Consider the following 18,208-nt stretch of genomic DNA (forward strand, 5'->3'; position numbering starts at 1 on the left):
TCACCCAACGCCACCCGATAACGACCCTCAGCGTCCAGGCCGTCGCGCAACGCAGCCCCCGCCCGCGCCTTCGCCTCGGTCAGACCGTTCGCATAACCGAACAGCACATCCCCGCAGCCCCGGTAGGCACGAGCCAACCGGGCCAGCCCGTCGGGTAACTCCACCAACGCCTCGGTGAACGCCGGCGCGTAGTCACCGGCCATCGCCAGGTCACCACCGCTGCCCGCGATAGCACGCAACCGCGCGGTGCCACTCTCAGCGAGATCGGCCTGGCCTCGCAACCGGACGGCCATGCCCCGCACCGCATCCGGGTCACCCGGAGTTGGATCACCCTCCAACTCCAGGACACCCCAGTCGCTCACCGCGGTCCTCCCTGTTCACCCAGGCTTCGTCCGCCGAACGCCTACTCAGCCGCCCGCCGACTGGCTGAGCGTGGCATCAAGCTCCTGATGCTTCGAAATAGCCAACTTCAGGAAAGCGCCCATGCCCTCCAACCCGGCGATGGCGTTCCTGGTACCGGTGTTCCACTGCTCATATGACTGCTGGAACTTCCCCGACGCCTGATCGGTGATGAAACCGCTGGTCACCAGATTGTCGATCAGACCCTTGAGCTGAGTCAGCTGGTTTTCCATCTCCTGCTGACCGGCTGTGAGCCTCGATGCCGTCTGCTCCAACGCTCCGTAATCGACGTGGACGTCAGCCATCGCGTCTTTCCTTTCGTCAGGTGGCCGACGGCCACGAAAACCAGGGCCACGAGAACCAGGGCCACCGACAGAAATCGCTGGCGGTGGCCATCCACCCGGTAGCACCAGGGACGCCGAAAAGCGCTGACCGGCACGGTACCAGGAAGCAACAACAGGGGACAGTCCAGCGACCGAAGAGTAGGCGATCATGTTTCTTTCGGGCGCTCGGCAGCCGCGCGGATCCACTGCAAAACAACGCACGAAGCGTCGCGTCATCCCGCGCACCACCAACGGCTTACGGATCGCGGCGCGCGATTATGATGTGGAATTCAACCGGGCATGCGTCACAGCGGACGCGGCTGCGACCATAGCACCAGGAGATCATGTGGAACGGGATCAGGCGAGCCAGGGTACGGGCGGGGGCTCACCGGGTCCGCCCATCGAGGGTTACCGGGATTTTCAGCGGATCGCGACCGGTGGGTTCAGCACCGTGTACACCGCTCACCAGGAACGTTTCGCGCGAACGGTCGCCGTGAAGGTTCTGGGCACTAACCTCGGGGACGCGAACGCACTGCGCCGGTTCACCCGCGAGTGCCAGGCATCCGGACGCCTGTCGCACCTCCCAGAGGTCATCACCGTGTACGACGCAGGCGCCACCGCCGATGACCGGCCCTTCATCGCGATGCAGTACTTCCCACGGGGATCGCTGGCGGACCGAATACATGGCGGCAACCAGCTGTCCGTACTGGAAGCCGTCGGAGTAGGGGTGTCCGTCTCCTGCGCCGTCGCTGCGGCGCATGATGCCAAAATTACTCATCGTGACGTCAAACCAGGAAATCTCCTGGTCTCCGATGATGGCTGCGCGGTGCTGAGCGATTTCGGGGTGGCAAGCATCCGCACCGACTCGGAGGAGTCGGTCAGCCTTGACGCGTTTACACCGGTCCACTGCGCGCCCGAGGTGCTCGACGGCCTGCGCTACTCGCCGGCGGCCGACATCTACGCGTTCGGCTCAACCCTGTACACCCTGCTTACCGGCACGGCTCCGTTCGCACCCCAGGCCGGCGACGGACCCGCGACGCTCATCCGCCGCATCCTCGCCGGCGATGCCGCGGAGCTCGACCCGGCCGTCGCCGAGCCGCTCCGACTGTTGATCAAGTCCATGATGGCGGTCGATCCACAACAACGCCCGACCGCGGTCAGCCTTGTCCAGACGTTCAACAGCTTGCGGGATCTCCTCGGAAGCGAGCCGCTGGCCCGACCGGTGCCAGCCGGAGACGACCTGGACCCCGACACACCGCGCCTTGCGCACACGCCACGCCTTGCGGACACGCCGCCGTTGGCGCCTGGGTTCCGCGAGGCTGTGGACACGCCCACCAAAACCCGGGCACGGCGAACACCGATGCCACCGCCCGTGCCGGTACCCGCGGGCACCGGCTCGGGTCACCGACGCCTTCGACGCGCGTGGCTGGCTACGGCCGCGGGTGCGGCAGCCGTACTCGTGGTGATCGCGGTACTGGCTGCCGTCCTACGAGGGGGTACCGACACAGCCCAGACGCGGACGGCGCAGTCCGTCATCCCGTCGGTGACGGCGTCACCGGCACCCGGCGGGACCGATCCCGCGCCCTCAGGCGACCCGACATCGGCCGCTGGCACGATCAGCCCGGCGCCATCCAACTCCAACTCCGGAAGCGGAAGCGGATCGACGGACGCGGCGCCGGCGAACCCGGATTCGCTCCCACCGCCGGTGTCGGCCGCCGCGGCACCGCCCGCTGTGGGTCCATCCGCCGCCGGTCCGCCCGCCGCGGGTCCGGCGGATCCGCAACCTCGGGCGAGCAGCGCTCCGAGCGTCTCGTCCGCTCCGGCCCAGCCTGCCCAGCCTGCCCAGCCGGCCCCTTCCACCGCCCCCCAACCGCAGCCGGCCTCGGTCGGCAGCTGTCCGGCGAGCAGCGAGTCGATCAACGACTACGCCGGACGACATTTCCCGACCATCTACACCTGCAGTACCTACGTGGGCTCGGCCGTCTACGCCAACGTCCGCTCCAACCAGGCTTCGGAAGACCTTGATGACAGCGGATACATGGACGGATCCGCAAAGGTATGGGTGCTATGCCAGTACCAGGGCCGGTCGAACCCTGTCATCCAGGGAAACACCAACACCTGGTGGCTCTACACCCAGGGCGACTCCGGGAACTCCAACACCCATGGCTACACCGGTGCCTGGGGGTATCTGCCGGCGACCGCGGTATCCCAGGGTGGGCAGAACGAACCCATCCCCGGCGTGCCGTCCTGTCAATCCTATTATTGATCGCCGGCCAGTTGGGATCGTCGTTCAGTTCGGATCGTCTTCGCCTTTGAGCTGGACAACGACATAGCTTGTGAACGCGGCCTTGCAATCCGCGGCGTCCGCGGTGTAGCCCGCGACGTCTCTGAGGATGATGATGATGTCCTCGAAGACCTTTCCGTTGGTCAACGCGTCCCGTGACTCCTGTGCGAGCCTGGCCACCTCGACAGCGCTGCCCTTGCATCCGCTCGCCACCGTCTGGATGGCGCTGTCGTACCGCTGGATGGTCGCCAAGCTGGGATCCGCCTCGCCGTCGAGCAAGGCGAGCCGGTAGCCAGGCGTGTTCGGCGGTGGCGTCTCCTCAGGGTCCGCCGCTCCCCCGCCACACCCTGCCGTCAACGCGACGATCACCAGTGCCGCCGCTGCCCACCGTGCCCGCATTCGTCCCTCCGAGTCCGGTCGGCAGCATAGCCCGCCTGGGCGGAACAGCCTGGCGGGAGGCTGACTGAGCACCGGACCGCACGCGCGTGGACCGGTGACCTCCGCCGCATCGACCGATACTTGGAGCGTCCGGTCGCCCTACCAGTGCCCGGCAACAGGGACGTGGGCGGCTTGTGATCTCACTGTTGGTTGTCCGACGTCTGGAAGGAGGCCACTTCGTGTCAGCTATCAGTGCACAAGCCCTCACCAAGGTGTTCACGACCCGCGCCGGCCCGGTACATGCGCTCGACGGCCTCGATCTGGAGGTCGCGCGGGGCACGGTCCTCGGTCTGCTCGGCCCCAACGGTGCCGGCAAGACCACGACCGTCCGCATACTGGCCACCCTGTTGCGGCCCGACAGCGGCCGGGCGACCGTACTCGGCCACGACGTGGTGCGCGACGCGCAGCAACTGCGCCGGCTCATCGGCCTGTCCGGGCAGTATGCCGCCGTCGACGAGAACCTCACCGCCGCCGAGAACCTGTGGATGTTCGGCAGGCTCTACCAGTTGCCGAGCCGCACCGCGCGCAGCCGCGCCGGCGAACTGCTCGAACAGTTCGCGCTGTCCGGCGCGGCGGACAGCATCGTCAAGACCTACTCCGGTGGTATGCGCCGCCGCCTTGACCTCGCCTCGGCTCTCATCGGCCACCCACAGCTGCTCTTCCTGGACGAGCCGACCACCGGTCTCGATCCGCGCAGTCGGGTTTCGATGTGGAACGTCATCCGCGATCTCGTCCGTGAAGGATCGACGTTGCTGCTGACGACGCAGTATCTGGAGGAAGCCGACGCGCTCGCAGACGTCATCGCCGTCGTCGACAACGGTAAGATCATCGCCCGTGGCACGGCCGCCGAGCTCAAGTCGCAGGTCGGCGGCGAACGGGTCGAGATCGTCGTCAACGACCCGGCGGACCTCGACCGGGCCCGGAATGTCATCTCCCGCCACTGCACCGCCGATACTGCTGGCACTGCTGGCACTGCTGGCACTGCTGGCACCATCGTTGACGAGCGGGCGAAACGCCTGACCGCGCCCGCCGACGGTGGTATGCGCAAGCTCACCACCCTCATCCGGGCCCTTGACGAGGCTGGAATCGTGCTGGACGACTTCGGGCTACGCCGCCCGACTCTGGACGACGTGTTTCTCCGGCTCACCGGCCACGCCGCGCGGCAGAAGTCCGCCGAGGGCGATGGCGATGGCGATAAGACGGTTGACGCACGTGTGGGAAGAGCCTCGTGACAAGCCCCATGGACCCCGCGTACCCGGGCCGACGGATACACGATCATCCAGCTGCGCAGTCCCGGAGATCTCGCTGGAGACTGCGCGCGCCCGCCGCCAGCGCATCGGTCGTAGCCGACTCGCTGGTCGTCGCCTGGCGCAATCTGAAGCGGATCCCCCGTATCCCCGAGTTGGCGATCGTCGCGATCCTGCAGTCAGTGATGTTCGTACTGCTCTTCTCCTACGTGTTCGGCGGGGCGATCCCGCTGCCGGGAGGCGGCTCCTACCGCGAATACGTCATGGCAGGGATCATCGCGGAGACGCTTACCTTCGCGACGGCGACCACCGCCATCGGCATCACCGACGACCTCGCCAAAGGCCTGATCGACCGCTTCCGCTCGCTGCCGATGGCCCGCTCGGCCTTCCTGACCGGGCGCACGGTCTCCGACGTCGTCTACAACGCCGTGATACTCGCGGTACTCATGCTCTCCGGCCTTGTCGTCGGTTGGCGGGTCCGCAACGGACCGGTCCGCTTTCTCGCGGCGGTGGCCCTCGGGCTGCTGTTCGCCTACGCGATGGCCTGGATCGGTGTCTGGCTCGGCCTTCTGGTGCCGACCGTCGAGGTCGCCCAGCAGGTGGCGTTCACCGCGATCTTCCCCATCACGTTCCTGTCCAACGCCTTCGTCCCCATCCAGACGCTGCCCGGCTTCCTACAGCCGGTGGCAGAATGGAATCCGGTGAGCTCCCTGACCGCCGCGATGCGGGTTCTGTTCGGTAACCCGAATCCCTTCGGCAGCAGCGGCTTCCCCACGAAGCACCCGGTCCTGGCCACCTTGATCTGGGTCACGGTCCTCATCGTGATCTTCGCGTCACTCAGCATCCGTCGTTACCAGGCCATGTCGCGCTGAACACCAGCTGGGCACTGAGCACCGACTGTGCGCGGGCCCCGTCGGGAACGCGCGAAGTTTTCCCTGGCATCAGACGGTGATCTTGCAGAATCATACGAACCACTGGTCCTGACGACAGGGAGACTGCCGTGCGCACCGACCGTTCGGACGTGGTCTGGGCGACCGCTGTCCGGGCGCTGGACGATGCGCAACACCGGACGACGTCATGGCTCAAACTCGGCTGCGTCGCACTGTTGTGGGTCGCGGCCGCGCGATTACCCGCAACCCAGCTCCCGCGGGGAGCCGGTCAGCTGGTGCTCATCACGGTGGGCTGTCCGATGGCGTTCATCCACGCCCGCCCTCGTCTGGTGGCGCGGTTGGAACGGATACCGGGTCTGCGCTGGCTCGCCGACCACCTGTTCCAGGCCCGGGGGCATGCCGAGGTTGACCTCCCTGGCCTGCTGGAGGCATTCGGCGCCCTCAGCACCGGGCTGCTGTTCGCCGGCCCGTGGGCCGTACCGGGGCTGTCGCCGGCCATTCGATCAGTGGCTCTGCTCGCCTGCGTCAGCTGCACCTGGATGGTGTTCCTCAACGTTGTGCTGGACGCGGGCTGGTACGCACCGGCCGTCCCGGTGATCGTCGGCCCGGACCGCAGCACGGGCCCGCCACAGCCGTTCCTCGTGGTGCTCCGGCGCCTGATACCGGTCGGCCTCAGCAGTGTCCTTCTTCTGATCATCGCCGTGCCGTGGACGGCGGAGCTGACCGCGGTCCCGGTCGTGCTGCGCGTGTCGCTCGGGCTGAGCCCGCTGCTTCTGCAGATCGTCTGGGTGTGTTTCGACCAGATACTCGCCGCCACCGCGGAGACTGTCCACGATGCGGAGGATGCGGTCCGCAAAGGCGTCGCGCAGGACCTGCACAGCCTCATCAAGAACGCCGTCCGGATCGTCGCCAACACCGTCGAGGCGCCAGCGCCGAACCATGCCGAGGTCCGCGCGCTCGTCCGGGACCTGCTGGTGGTGGTCGAGGAGGCACGCCTGGAACTGCTCCGGGGGCCAGAGGGACCAGACCCACGCCTGTTCGCCACGCTGTGGAACGCCCTGGTGCGCGTTCTGCCGGACGGCATGCGGGGACGTTGCCGGCTTGCCGACGGCAGCGCTGACCTGGTGCTGTCCGGAACCGACTACCAGTTGGCCCGCCGGGTCATCGCCGATCTGGTGACCAACGCCTTCAAAGCCGGTGCGCAGCAGGTCGAAGTGTTCGTGACCACGATCCCGGACGGTGACTTTCCCTGGGTCGAGGTCCAGGTCCGTGACAACGGTCCGGGCATGCCGGCCGACGCATTGGCTGATCCGACTGGCAGCCTGCGGGTCCTGCAGTGGGAGATCCACCGCTACGGCGGACGCATCGCGTTCTTCAACGGTACGACTGCGAGCGCACATGCGGGCGAAGGTGCGGATACGGATACGGATACGGGATCGGGATCGGGATCGGGAGCCACGGTGAACGTGCGCTGGCGTTCGCCGCAGCCGCGTTCGGGACTGCCATCCAGCCGGGCTCTGGAAAGGATATGACCATGCGTGTTCTTGTTGTCGACGACCTTCTGATGGCGGAGACCGAGGTCGCCCGCGCGCTGGAGGCGGACCGCGATGTCGAGGTGGTCGGCGTCCGTAATCCCACGGAACTGGCCGCATTACTCGACCGGGACGGCGACTTTCAACTCGCGCTGGTCGACCTGCACTACGGCAAGGAAACGCGCGAGAGCGGCCTGGCTGCCTTCGACGTCCTGTCCACACACGGCATTGCCAGCGTCGTGCACTCGGTCGACGAGGACAACAGGATGCTGTTCCTCCTGGCCGTGTTCAGGTTCTTCCCGGAGACGTGGACGATCGTACCCAAAAGCGCCGGGCGCGGGCCGCTGCGGCGGGCCGTTGAGGCCGCGCAGGCCGGGCACCGCGCCGACGACACCGCGGCCCGCCCGTACAAACGCGCCGCACCCCTGCTGGACCAGCTCATCCGCCGTCCAACCGACCTGATCATCTGGCGGGCCATGCTGAACCACTTCCGCGAACCGCAGGTAGCACGATCCGCGAACGTCTCGAAACGGGTCGTCTCCCAGTTCACGGCCGATCGCCGGCCTGTAGTCGCCCACATCGAGTCCGAGCTCCTGCACCGACGCAATCCGCCGGCCGCAGCGCCCGACGAACGCAACACGAACCTGCTTGAAGTGTCGGCATTCGCCCGACTCAACGCCGACTTCTTCACCGATCCCACCGTCGACCGGCTCATCACCGGCACGGCGGGGCCCAGGTGAGCGCCGGCTGGCTACCGTGGCTCGGGGTACCGCTGTCCCACGGGCCGCTCGCCGCCGCCGTCACCGCGTTCGCGATCAGCCCGGGAATCCCGATACTGCTCGCGCGGACCCTCGAACAGCGCTGGTTACGACCACGGGAGCAGTTCGTCGCGTTCATCTACGGTGACCCGCTGCTCGCTGTGGCCACCGGTACCGGTACCGGTGTCTCCCACGGCACCGCACCGACCGCGGTGGCGAGCCTGACCAGCGGTGCCGGGGCTGTCGGCGTCGTCGTCACCTGGCTGGTATTCGGTCTGTGGCAGTGGTGGGACGAGGTCCGCAGCGGCTATTTCCTGCCCGCGCAGGCCGTCGCCCCCACCAAGGTGTGGCATCAGCTTCTGATCTATCCGGTACTGGGGTACCTCGGCATTGCGGCATCCATGGCCGGCCTGACCGCCGCCACGCACACCGGCACCGCCGCCGCCGCGAAAGCCCTCATCGGGGTGTGCGTCCTGGCCTGGCTCGGCGCCCACCTCTACGACCGGCGGCACCCGAAACTGGGCCACCCACCGTATGACTGGCGGCGGCTGCGACCCGCACCGCACCCGTGGCCACGGACATCAACCACCCTGCTCGCGGCCGCCACGCCGCCGCACCCGCCGAAGGCCGCCTGACGGTCGCCGCGCCGCGGGCCGTGGGAGCAAGCGGCGGGCTCATGACAGCGGGGCTGTGGCGTGGCCCGTCGGAACCGTCAGGGTCGGTGCCTGGACCGGGGGCTTCGGCGTAGTCCCAGCCGACGTCGGGCTCAACGCCTTCGACGGCGTCGGGGCCGGAGCCTTGGACGGCGTTGCGGCCGATGTTGTCGACGATGCCCGGGATGGCGTCGCCGCGGCAGACCCGGTCGGACCCACGGACAGCACGATCGTCGACACTGCGCAGGGTGCCGGCGATGGCGCGTTCGGTGCGGGTGTGGGCGCTGGCTGGCATGCGGCGACAGTCGGTGACGCCGAAGGCGAACCGGGGCCGGTCGGCGATACCGAGGGCGCAGCGGCCTTCGGCGCGGGCGGCAGCACCTTCACCTGCTGGGTCGCGTACTGCGGCGCGGCCTTCACCTGCTGAACGTTCTGGATCCGGACGCCGTGCACGTTGCTCCGGAGGTTCAACGTGACCACGTTCCGGTTGGTCGTGATGGCAGAGTCACCATCGGTCAGGAAGCGGAGCTTGTCCGGAACGTGGATGCCGAACACGCTGTCCATGGCAACGCCACGGATCGGGTGTCGGACGACGAGCAGGGTGCCGTCCGGCGGGGCCTGAATCTTCTTCGACCCGTACGTCTGGACACCGAAGGTTCCCAGCGGAGTCACAACCTCCGATTTAACACTCCAGGTGATGGACCCATCACTGGCAAGCGTGAGCTCGAACGGGAGAAGCGGCGGCTGGTATGTGCCCGCCCATTCGCAGCCGACAAGGAGCAGCGTCAGCGCGAGCGCCGACCCTACGGCCTTCCCAACGCCGAACGACCGATGGCTGAACGACCGATGGCTGAACGGCCAATGAATAAACAAACGATCACTGATCGATCGACGCATGATCCGCCCCCGTGGCATGGTCTGGACCACCATGCCCGATGGTCCCCACAGAGACGATAAAACACCGCGGCGACAAAACACGAGTCGGCTTTCCGACCGGTAGGCGACCTGACAGGTACAGGACCTGACAGGTACGCCCAGCGCACCGGTAGTCATCGTGCCGCGGGGCCGCCGGGCCGCCGCAGATCTCGTAAATTTACCGGATCGGCACTCTAGCGAACTGCTAGTGTGCTGCTTTCATGTGTCCGTCAATATGGGATGTGGTCTTGCCCGCTTTCACGTGGACGAGCGCGCCGGGGTACCCAGATGGCGTCGTTGCCCCCACCCATCCCGGCGATGATCGGCGCGAGTTTGTCGTTAGGTACGCTTTTCGGCCCGAAAAGCGTACACATGGACAAACTCGCGCCGATCTTGCTGACGGCTGACGGCCGGGCGACGCCAGCCGGGGCTAGTTCACCTGGCCCAGGGGTCGGCCTGGAAGGGGGCGGGGGATTTCCGTAAGGCGCAGGGTCTTCGCGGTCGTCGCCATGGTCTGGAGCGCGAGTTCCGGATTGTCGGAGAGTCTCCGACCAAAAGTGGGGATCAACTCGCCCAACGCCGGCTGCCATTTATCGTAGCGGTCGGGGAAGCATCGCTGGAGCAGATCAAGCATGATCGGCACTGCGGTGGATGCACCGGGAGAAGCACCGAGGACGCCGGCGATGGTCCCGTCCCCGGAAGCGACGACTTCAGTTCCGAACTGGAGGACACCGCCCTTTTTTGAGTCCTTCTTGACGATCTGCGCACGCTGGCCGGCGGTGATTATTCGCCAGTCCCTGGCGGTGCCACCGGGGACGAACTTCCGGAGTTCGTCGATCTTCTTCTTCCGGGTCGCCGTCAGCGCGTTCAGCAACAGCGCGACCAGGGCGATGTTGTCCCTGGCCATGGCGATCAGCGGAATGATATTGTGCCGACGGATGGACTTCGGCAGATCGAAGATGGAGCCGTTCTTGAGGAACTTCGGGCTCGATCCGGCGTAGGGGCCGAACAGGATCGATGCACTTCCGTCGACAACTCTGGTATCGAGGTGCGGCATCGACATCGGTGGTGCACCGATCGGCGCCTTTCCATATACCTTCGCCTGGTGCCGGGCGACGAGCGCCGGATTGTCGGTGCGGAGGAACTGTCCGCTGATGGGCAAAAGGGCGAATCCGCACGCCTCGGGTATACCTGATTTCTGCAGGACCTTCAGCGCCCAACCGCCCGCCCCGACGAAGACGAACCGCGCGGTGACGTCCTTCGTCTTCCCGCTCGTCCGGTGGTGGACCCGCAACCGCCAGGTGCCGTCAGGTGCCTGGGCAAGACTTTTGATCTCCTGGTTGAGATGGATCCGCACCCCGGACGACTCCAGTGACCTGAACAGCTGCCGGCTCAGGGAACCGAAATCCACATCGGTTCCGGATATGTCGCGGGTCGCGGCGATCGGCTCACCGGGTTTGCGCTGTTCGATCAGCAATGGCGCCCAACGCTGAATCACCGCCGGATCATCGCTGAATTCCATGGCGGCGAAGAGCGGCTCGGCCCGCAACGCCTCGTATCGCCGCCGGAGAAAGTCGACGTCCGCCGCCCCCTGGACGAATGTCATGTGCGGCATCGAGTTGATGAATGTTTCCGGATCGCCGATCGTCCCGTCTTCCACGAGATGCGACCAGAGCTGGCGGCTAACCTGAAACTGCTCATTGATATTGATGGCCTTCCGCACGTCGATGGTGCCGTCCGGAAGTTCGCTGGTGTAGTTCAGCTCGCACAGTGCTGCGTGACCGGTACCCGCGTTGTTCCATGGATCCGAACTCTCCTCGGCCACCCCGGGCAGTCTTTCGTACACATCAATCGACCAGTCCGGCTGGAGTCTGTGCAGCAGGGTACCAAGTGTGGCGCTCATGACTCCAGCGCCTATGAGGACAACGTCAGCGGTCTGACTGGCGTTATACGTGGTGAACGACTGCGGATTCATGTGGCCCTCGGCCTTCTTTCGCGATTCTCGTGCCTAGCACAAGTTCAGCGCACGGCCCGGCTATACGCAGCGAAAATTGAATCTATGAGGTCTGAATCACGCGGCTGAATGACCCTGCCAACCCCGGGCACACCGTCTGGTATGGACACCGACCGGTGTTGTGAAGGCCTGGATGCCCGATGAGCTGGGCTGACGGACGTGCGGAGGAATCGCCGTCCGGTCATCCAGGATATTACGAGACAGAATTGTTACACGTCCCTAACATGGCGCTTTCACGAAGGATTCAAGCCGAGGTGAAACGGCGACCGGTAAATAGGTCGGAAGGCCTTTCCGGGGAGGGCGAACGGTGACCGTCGACGCGGCTCCTGGCGCCGGTCACCCGACCGCGGCCGGTCCACCTCCGGGGTGGGCCCGCGATGGGCACCCGGTCCATCCACACCACCGCAGCCTGCGCAGGGTCTGTGGCCGTATCATCTCTGGCGTCATGACCGCCTCGCCCAGCCAGGGGTGACTCGCCCAGCCAGGGGTGATCGGTGTCCAAGCATGTCGGCCCATACGAGCTCATCGAACGTCTCGGCAGTGGCGGCATGGGCGAGGTGTATGTAGCGTTCGACCCTCGGCACAACAGGAAAGTCGCGCTGAAGCTGCTGTCGACCCGGGCATTGAGTGATCCGGAGCTCGCGGAGCGATTCCGCCGGGAGTGTCAGCTGGCCGCACAAATAGATCATCCGCACGTGCTGCCGGTTTTCGAGTACTCGACCGCCGACATACCGTACATCGCGATGCCCCTCGTCGACGGCACCGACCTGGCCACCGTGATCAGGAACGGCCCGCTTCCACGGGAACGGGCGGTGGCCATCGTTGAGCAGGTCGCCGCGGCGCTGGACGCCGCGCACCGCAAGGGACTGCGCCACCGCGACGTGAAACCGTCCAATATTCTCCTGAAACCCGGCGCGCGACCGAATACCGATCACGCCTGGCTGTTCGACTGGGGCATTGCGCAGCCGATCGACACCAGCGGCGCGCCACCGGTGACCCGCATAGGGCAACTTGTCGGGACGCCGCACTACGTGGCGCCGGAACGGCTCGTGGCACCGGAACGGCTCGCCAGTGGCACCGTCGACCATCGAGCCGATGTGTACTCACTGGCTGTCGTGCTGTACGAGTGCCTGGCCGGGCGCAGACCGTTCGTGGGAAATGACGTGGCCATGGTGCTCGTCGCACATGTTCTCCATGCCCCGGATCCACTCTCGGATCAACTGCCGGCCGGACTGCGCGCCGTGGTAGCCAAGGGCCTCGCGAAAAACCCTGATGATCGCTACCAGTCAGCCGGGGATCTCGCAGCTGCGGCCCGCGCGGCGCTTGAGGAGCCGGCCGGGACCATGCCCGGGGTGCCGGCTGGGGATGCGGCTGGGGATGCGTCGGCGCAGGACACGGTCACCCAGCCGGCGCCCATGCCGCCGTGGCCGCCGCTGCCGCGTGACTCACCGGCAGTACCCGGGTCTGTCCCGCCGGCGATTGGCGGGACAAGCGGCCGGACAAGCGGCGGGACAAGCGGCCGGCCAGGGGTGCTGGTGCCGGTCATCGTGGGCGGCGGCGCCGGGTCTCTGGTCGCGGTCGTCCTCTTCCTGGTCGGCCGGGTCGACAGCCCGACGCTGGCATGGGTCTTGCCGGCTCTGGCCGCCGCGGGAATATTCCTTGCGATCGCTGTAAAAGGCTGGGCCGCCCGCCCGGAGCCCGATGAGCAGACAGGGGCGCAGCCGTCGAATCCCACGCGCGACGCCGGCCCCGGAGGGTCCCCGCTGTCGCGGCTGTAAAGTTTCGCCGGAATAGCGGTCAACGGCAGGACGGTTGGGGGACCTGGCCATGCGGACACCGCAGGGAATGTATTTCCGCGGCTCACAGCGAAGCAGCTTGATCATCAGACTTGTCCTCCTTGTCGCCAGCGTCGCGCTCATCGTCGTGGTCACCGTCGTGATCGCCAAGACCCCCGGGCCGTCGTCGGCGCAGTGTGACGCGGGGCCGCTGACCGCTGTGCGCGGCGTCATCGGATCGGAGAAGGAGGCATTCTTCAAGGACCAGCGGGTGAGCGCGCGGTTCGTCTGCGCCGGGCTGAGCGTCACCGTCGACGCGAGCGGGTCACGCGAAATGCTCACCGCGCTCGAACGCCCCAACCGTGACGGCTACGGCTTCGCGTTTCCGGGCAGTACCGCGACCGCAAAAAAGATCATGAACGAGCTGGCCATCACCGACAGCTTCAAACCGTTCTCCTCGCCGATGGCCGTGGCCACGTTCAAAGACGTCGTCGACGTGCTCACCAAGGCCGCCATCGTCCAGCCCGCGTCAGACGGCGGCATGGTCGTGGACGTCAAGGCGCTGCTCGACGTCGCCCGCAAGGGCACTCTGTGGGACCAGTTGCCGGGCAACGACAACCCCAGAACCAGCTGGCACAAGGCAGTACGACTCATGACGACCGATCCGCAGGATTCCAATTCCGCGATCATGTTTTTGTCGATTGCCTCGCTGGTGGCCAACGGCGGTCTCGTGGTGACCACGGCAGCGGATGTGCAGAAGGTGCTGCCCGATCTGTGCCGGCTGGTTATCGATCAAGGGGAGAAGCCGGACACCAGCCAGGTGCTGTTCGACCGCTACCTCGTCGACGGCATGGGACGGATCCCGATGGCGCTGATCTACGAGGCCCAGTTCGTGGCGGAGGCTCCGGGGCAGAAGCCCACCCTCACGCCCGACATGGTGCTGCTGTATCCCAGGCCTACTGTCTACTCCGAGCACACGCTGATCCCGTTGGACGATCCCGGCCACCGGGTCGGGCAGGCGCTGCGGGACGACCCGGAGCTCGCACGCCTCGCCGCGGAGCACGGCTTCCGCCCCGCGAGGGCCACCAGCCAGCCGATCAGCAGCCGCCGGGCGCCCGTCGACATCGTCGGGTCGCCATCCTTCGAAGTGCTGGAAAGCATGATCGATTCCCTCAAGTCGACTGAGGCAAACGCCCGGCCGTGTGCCTGATGAGTGTCCATCCGTTGAGGCGCGTCGCAGTCGCCGTGGCTGTGGCTGTCACCGCCGTGTTCGCCGCGGCCGCATGCACCTCGGGTAACCCGCCGGTCGGCCCAAGCGGCACGTCGTCGAGCACGCCGTCCACAGTGCGGGTCACGCCGGGCCCGCCCACGACCCTTCGGGTACTCGCCGGCAGCGAGCTGGCGGACATGCAACCGATTCTCGACGAAGCCGCCAAAGCCACCGGCGTCACGGTGAAGATGACCTTCACCGGCACTCTGGACGGGGCGCAGACCGTTGCCGAGGGTCGGGCCGACGGCGTCTACGACGCGGTGTGGTTCTCCTCCACCCGCTACCTGGAGACCATCCCGGCGGCCAGGCAACGGCTCGCGAGCTCGCCGCGGATCATGGGCTCTCCGGTGGTACTCGGGCTGCGCGAACCGGTGGCACGGCGCCTGGGCTGGGACAGGACTCCGGTGACCTGGTCGGACATCGCCGACGCCGCGAAACGCGGTGAGTTCACCTTCGCCATGACCGATCCGGCCGCGTCGAACACCGGCTTCTCCGCGCTCGTCGCCGTCGCGTCCGCGCTGGAGGGCAGCGGCCGGGTCCTCGACGCCGCCGCGATCGAACGGGTCTCGGCGTCACTCACCGGATTCTTCGCGGCCCAGCGGCTGACCGCGGGCTCGTCGGGCTGGCTCACCGACGCGTTCCTGCGCAGGAACCTCGGCGCCGACCCCGGCCCGGCACTAGACGGGCTGATCAACTACGAAGCGTCCCTAATAGCCGTGAACCGGACGCGGAAGCTGCCCGAGCCGCTCGTGCTCGTGTATCCCACAGACGGCGTGGTCAGCGCGGACTACCCCCTCACCCTCCTCGCCGGCGTCGGCGACGCCGCCCGCACGGCGCACCAGCGGCTGGCCGACTACCTGCGCATGCCCGATGTGCAGCGAGCGATCGTGGAGCGGACCGCGCGGCGGGCCGCGCTGCCGGGCATCGCACTCCCACCGGGACTACCCGACGGGCTCGTCGAGCTCCCCTTCCCGGGCACCAGATCCGCCATCGACGCGCTGCTCACCGCCTACTTCGACCGCATCCGGCGCCCCTCACGCACGGTCTACGTCCTCGATGTCTCCGGGTCGATGGCCGGTGCACGACTGAACGCCCTGGAGCAGGCGCTCAGCGGCCTGACCGGCACGGATACCTCCCTGTCCGGCCAGTACTGCCGCTTCCGCAGCCGCGAGGACGTCATCCTGCTGCCGTTCAACCAGACCCCGGGCAAACCGCTGGCCTTCACCATCGACGAGCAGAACCCACAGCCGTCCCGCGACGCCGTCCGGACGGCCATCACCGGTCTGCGTGCCGGCGGTGACACCGCGGTGTACGACAGCCTTGTCAGCGCGTACAAGGTGCTCGACAGCGCAACCGACCAGGACCGCTTCAGCAGTATCGTGCTCATGACCGACGGTGAGAGCAACAGTGGCCGCTCGCTGGCCGACTTCCAGGCCTTTGTCGCCTCCCGGTCCGGCGCCACGCCGGTTCCGGTGCCGGTCCCGGTATTTCCGATCCTGTTCGGCGAGGCCGCGGAGTCGCAGATGCAGGCAATCGCCACAGCCACCAGAGGTCAGCTGTGGGACGGGAGAAACGGCGAGCTGGCGCACGCATTCTGTCAGATCCGCGGTTATCAATAGATCAGACCAGCCGCACCAGCCTCTTATCAGACGATGCAACGGCCGGTCCGGCAGATCACCGGGGAAGACTGCGCCACGCCACGTCGCGATCCGCACGCGGCTCCGCGGGCAGCCCCAGGACGCGCTCCGCAAGGATATTGCGCATGATCTCCGATGTCCCGCCGGCGATCGTCGCGGACTGGTATCCCAGGAACCTCACCCGCGGGTCCTCCCGATTCGAGGTCTCGGCCGGGTCCTCGTAGCCCGGGTAGAGCATGCCCTCAGGGCCGAGGAGCTCCACGGCGAAGTCGCTCACCCGCTGCGAGAACAAGGCGCTGCCCAGCTTGAGCACCGAGCCCTGCGATCCGGGTGTACCCCGCTCGCGCAGGTACTGCGCCCGCAGGTTGCCCAGCCGTAGCACCTCGGCCTCGACCCACAACCGCGCCAGCCGGTCACGGCGCACGGCAGCGGTGTTGGTGTGCGCATTGGTGCCGGCGTTGGTCGCCGTGGCCCGTTCCCAGGCCGCCATCGCGTAGGCCAGCGGACCCGATCCGCGGGGCGGCACGATGCCGCCGATGGAGACCCGCTCATTGAGCAGAGTGGCCACCGCAACCTTCCAGCCGGCGCCGACCTCGCCGAGCCGGTTGGCGTCCGGCACCCGCACGTCGGTGAGGTACACCTCGTTGAAGTGGGCGTTGCCGTCCATCTGGCGTAGCGGGCGGACCTCGACACCCGGGCTTGCCAGGTCGAGCAGGAAGGCGGTGATCCCGACGTGCTTGGGAACGTCAGGGTCGGTGCGGGCCAGCAGCAGCCCGTGGCGGGCGCGGTGCGCCAGCGACGTCCACACCTTCTGACCGTTGACGATCCAGTGCTCACCGTCGGGCTCGGCCCGGGTGGCCAGTGCGGCCACGTCGCTGCCGGCGCCGGGCTCGCTGAACAGCTGGCACCAGATCTCCTGCGCCGTCCAGATCGGACGTAGGTGCCGGCGCTGGTCGGGCCGGCCGAACGTGGCGATGACCGGCGCGCACATGCCGATACCGATCGGGTTGCGCAGCCAGTCCGGCCGCCGTCCGGCCGTGTCCAGCTCCGCGTCGATCACTTCCTGGAGTTTGGGTCGCAGGCCGAGACCACCGTCGCCGGGTGCGTGGGCCACCCATGCGAGGCCCGCGTCGAACAGCGCGGCGAGGAACGCCTGCTCGTCGCTGCCGGCGTGATCGGCAAGCACCTGCCGGGTGAGCTGGCGAACCTGCTCCGCCTCGCCATCCAAGGTCACGGGTGTCTCCTCGTCCTGTTGGCCGTCAAGTCTGGGTTATCACAGTCCGGTCCGGCCTGCGGATTTCGTCCAAACCGACCGGGACCGGGCCTCGCGTTCAGCCCGCCACACCAGCCGTGTGCCCCATCCCCGACGGCGGGCGACCGCTGCGACGTACAGTGACATCAGTTCCATCACGTCGGCATCTTTATGATCATGCAAAGCGACGAAGGCCGACACATCGAGGGCGATCGCATGGTCGAAACCGAGCCCGATAACGAAATCGATGCGGGTACCGACGAGTCGCTCCAACGCCGAGCCGTCAGCATCACGCACCCGCCGCAGGCCGAGGAGCTCCTTGCGCATCGCCACATGTTCGATCCCGGCCTCCATGAAGCGTCCACCGATGGGCAGGTAGCCGCCTGCGGCGTAGAAACCTTCGGCCGTCACCTGGGCATGCAGCTCCACCGCGGGCAGGCCTCGTTCTGATGCGCGGTGTTCGAGCGCGACGGTGACGGCCCGCCCGAGACCGCGCCCGCGCAGCTCGGCGCGAACGGCGACCCGTCCGATCACTCCGCTCGGCTCGGCCGGACCTTCGCCGAGACGGGGATCGGCACCCCGGCGGTCGTCAGGCGAAGCCGACCCGTGGCCCGGGTCGAGCAGCCGGGCCGTCGCCAGTGCCCGGCCGGCGTCGTCGACGACGATCGCGTGGTCGGCGTCGTCGTCCCGCCCGTCCTGCTCAAGGTCCGGCGGCACGGCCTGTTCGATCACGAACACGTCACGGCGGAGTTCGAGGGCCGCACGCGGCGGTGGACCCGGTACGACCAGGACGTCGGCGGGCCTCAGCACCGCGCGGCCAG

15 protein-coding genes and 1 pseudogene are annotated in these 18,208 nt (G+C 67.3%); 10 read left to right on the top strand and 6 right to left on the bottom strand.

The window, feature by feature from the left end; all coding sequences use genetic code 11:
* Together U9979_RS01355 and U9979_RS01360 are read right to left on the bottom strand one after the other, a co-directional pair.
* Window positions 1-362: pseudogene (locus tag U9979_RS01355) on the bottom strand (hypothetical protein); the annotation flags it as partial.
* A 45-nt stretch (window positions 363-407) separates the two neighbouring features.
* Complete coding sequence (locus tag U9979_RS01360) at window positions 408-704, bottom strand: WXG100 family type VII secretion target (protein ID WP_322756523.1); 297 nt, start codon at window positions 702-704, stop codon at window positions 408-410.
* A gap of 364 nt (window positions 705-1,068) precedes the next feature.
* On the opposite strand from U9979_RS01360, the gene U9979_RS01365 reads away from it, so the two are divergent.
* The gene (locus U9979_RS01365) at window positions 1,069-2,988 is read left to right on the top strand and encodes a serine/threonine-protein kinase (RefSeq protein ID WP_322777929.1); all 1,920 of its coding nucleotides are present in this window, start codon (window positions 1,069-1,071) and stop codon (window positions 2,986-2,988) included.
* A 24-nt stretch (window positions 2,989-3,012) separates the two neighbouring features.
* Here the strand turns inward: U9979_RS01365 and U9979_RS01370 are convergent, their stop codons facing one another.
* Window positions 3,013-3,375, bottom strand: coding sequence for a hypothetical protein (locus tag U9979_RS01370; RefSeq protein ID WP_322748118.1), 363 nt, complete (start codon window positions 3,373-3,375; stop codon window positions 3,013-3,015).
* A gap of 248 nt (window positions 3,376-3,623) precedes the next feature.
* Here U9979_RS01370 and U9979_RS01375 point away from each other — a divergent pair, with 248 nt between their 5' ends.
* The 6 genes from U9979_RS01375 (at window position 3,624) to U9979_RS01400 (ending at window position 8,951) form a co-directional block, all read left to right on the top strand.
* Window positions 3,624-4,676 carry an ATP-binding cassette domain-containing protein gene (locus tag U9979_RS01375; RefSeq protein ID WP_416219172.1) on the top strand — a complete coding sequence of 351 codons (1,053 nt, stop codon included), beginning with the start codon at window positions 3,624-3,626 and terminating at the stop codon, window positions 4,674-4,676.
* Complete coding sequence (locus U9979_RS01380) at window positions 4,673-5,563, top strand: ABC transporter permease (RefSeq protein WP_322777930.1); 891 nt, start codon at window positions 4,673-4,675, stop codon at window positions 5,561-5,563. Before U9979_RS01375 ends, U9979_RS01380 begins: the two co-directional genes overlap by 4 nt.
* Window positions 5,564-5,691: 128 nt before the next feature.
* Complete coding sequence (locus U9979_RS01385) at window positions 5,692-7,113, top strand: ATP-binding protein (protein ID WP_322777931.1); 1,422 nt, start codon at window positions 5,692-5,694, stop codon at window positions 7,111-7,113.
* 2 nt (window positions 7,114-7,115) lie between these two features.
* Complete coding sequence (locus U9979_RS01390; RefSeq protein ID WP_322777932.1) at window positions 7,116-7,853, top strand: hypothetical protein; 738 nt, start codon at window positions 7,116-7,118, stop codon at window positions 7,851-7,853.
* The gene (locus U9979_RS01395; protein ID WP_322777933.1) at window positions 7,850-8,506 is read left to right on the top strand and encodes a hypothetical protein; all 657 of its coding nucleotides are present in this window, start codon (window positions 7,850-7,852) and stop codon (window positions 8,504-8,506) included. The genes U9979_RS01390 and U9979_RS01395 overlap by 4 nt, the downstream gene beginning before the upstream one ends.
* Window positions 8,507-8,561: 55 nt before the next feature.
* Window positions 8,562-8,951 (top strand): hypothetical protein, encoded by a 390-nt coding sequence (locus tag U9979_RS01400; RefSeq protein ID WP_322777934.1) that lies wholly within the window; start codon window positions 8,562-8,564, stop codon window positions 8,949-8,951.
* A 918-nt stretch (window positions 8,952-9,869) separates the two neighbouring features.
* Here the strand turns inward: U9979_RS01400 and mqo are convergent.
* Window positions 9,870-11,414, bottom strand: a complete 1,545-nt coding sequence (gene mqo, locus U9979_RS01405) for a malate dehydrogenase (quinone) (protein ID WP_322748112.1) — start codon at window positions 11,412-11,414, stop codon at window positions 9,870-9,872.
* A gap of 533 nt (window positions 11,415-11,947) precedes the next feature.
* Here mqo and U9979_RS01410 point away from each other — a divergent pair.
* The 3 genes from U9979_RS01410 to U9979_RS01420 all read left to right on the top strand — a co-directional run bounded on the left by U9979_RS01410 (window position 11,948) and on the right by U9979_RS01420 (window position 16,117).
* Window positions 11,948-13,231, top strand: coding sequence for a serine/threonine-protein kinase (locus U9979_RS01410; protein WP_322777935.1), 1,284 nt, complete (start codon window positions 11,948-11,950; stop codon window positions 13,229-13,231).
* A gap of 97 nt (window positions 13,232-13,328) precedes the next feature.
* Window positions 13,329-14,438, top strand: coding sequence for a hypothetical protein (locus U9979_RS01415; RefSeq protein ID WP_322777936.1), 1,110 nt, complete (start codon window positions 13,329-13,331; stop codon window positions 14,436-14,438).
* Between the two features lie 14 nt (window positions 14,439-14,452).
* Window positions 14,453-16,117 carry a VWA domain-containing protein gene (locus tag U9979_RS01420; RefSeq protein ID WP_322777937.1) on the top strand — a complete coding sequence of 555 codons (1,665 nt, stop codon included), beginning with the start codon at window positions 14,453-14,455 and terminating at the stop codon, window positions 16,115-16,117.
* Between the two features lie 55 nt (window positions 16,118-16,172).
* Here the strand turns inward: U9979_RS01420 and U9979_RS01425 are convergent, their stop codons facing one another.
* Together U9979_RS01425 and U9979_RS01430 are read right to left on the bottom strand one after the other, a co-directional pair.
* Complete coding sequence (locus U9979_RS01425) at window positions 16,173-17,369, bottom strand: acyl-CoA dehydrogenase family protein (protein ID WP_322777938.1); 1,197 nt, start codon at window positions 17,367-17,369, stop codon at window positions 16,173-16,175.
* A 39-nt stretch (window positions 17,370-17,408) separates the two neighbouring features.
* Window positions 17,409-18,197: a GNAT family N-acetyltransferase gene (locus U9979_RS01430; RefSeq protein WP_322777939.1), complete on the bottom strand. Its 789-nt coding sequence runs from the start codon at window positions 18,195-18,197 to the stop codon at window positions 17,409-17,411.
* Window positions 18,198-18,208 lie beyond the last annotated feature (11 nt).

Origin of the sequence: Protofrankia sp. Cas4 (genome assembly GCF_963555915.1) — a bacterium.
Taxonomy (GTDB): domain Bacteria; phylum Actinomycetota; class Actinomycetes; order Frankiales; family Frankiaceae; genus Protofrankia.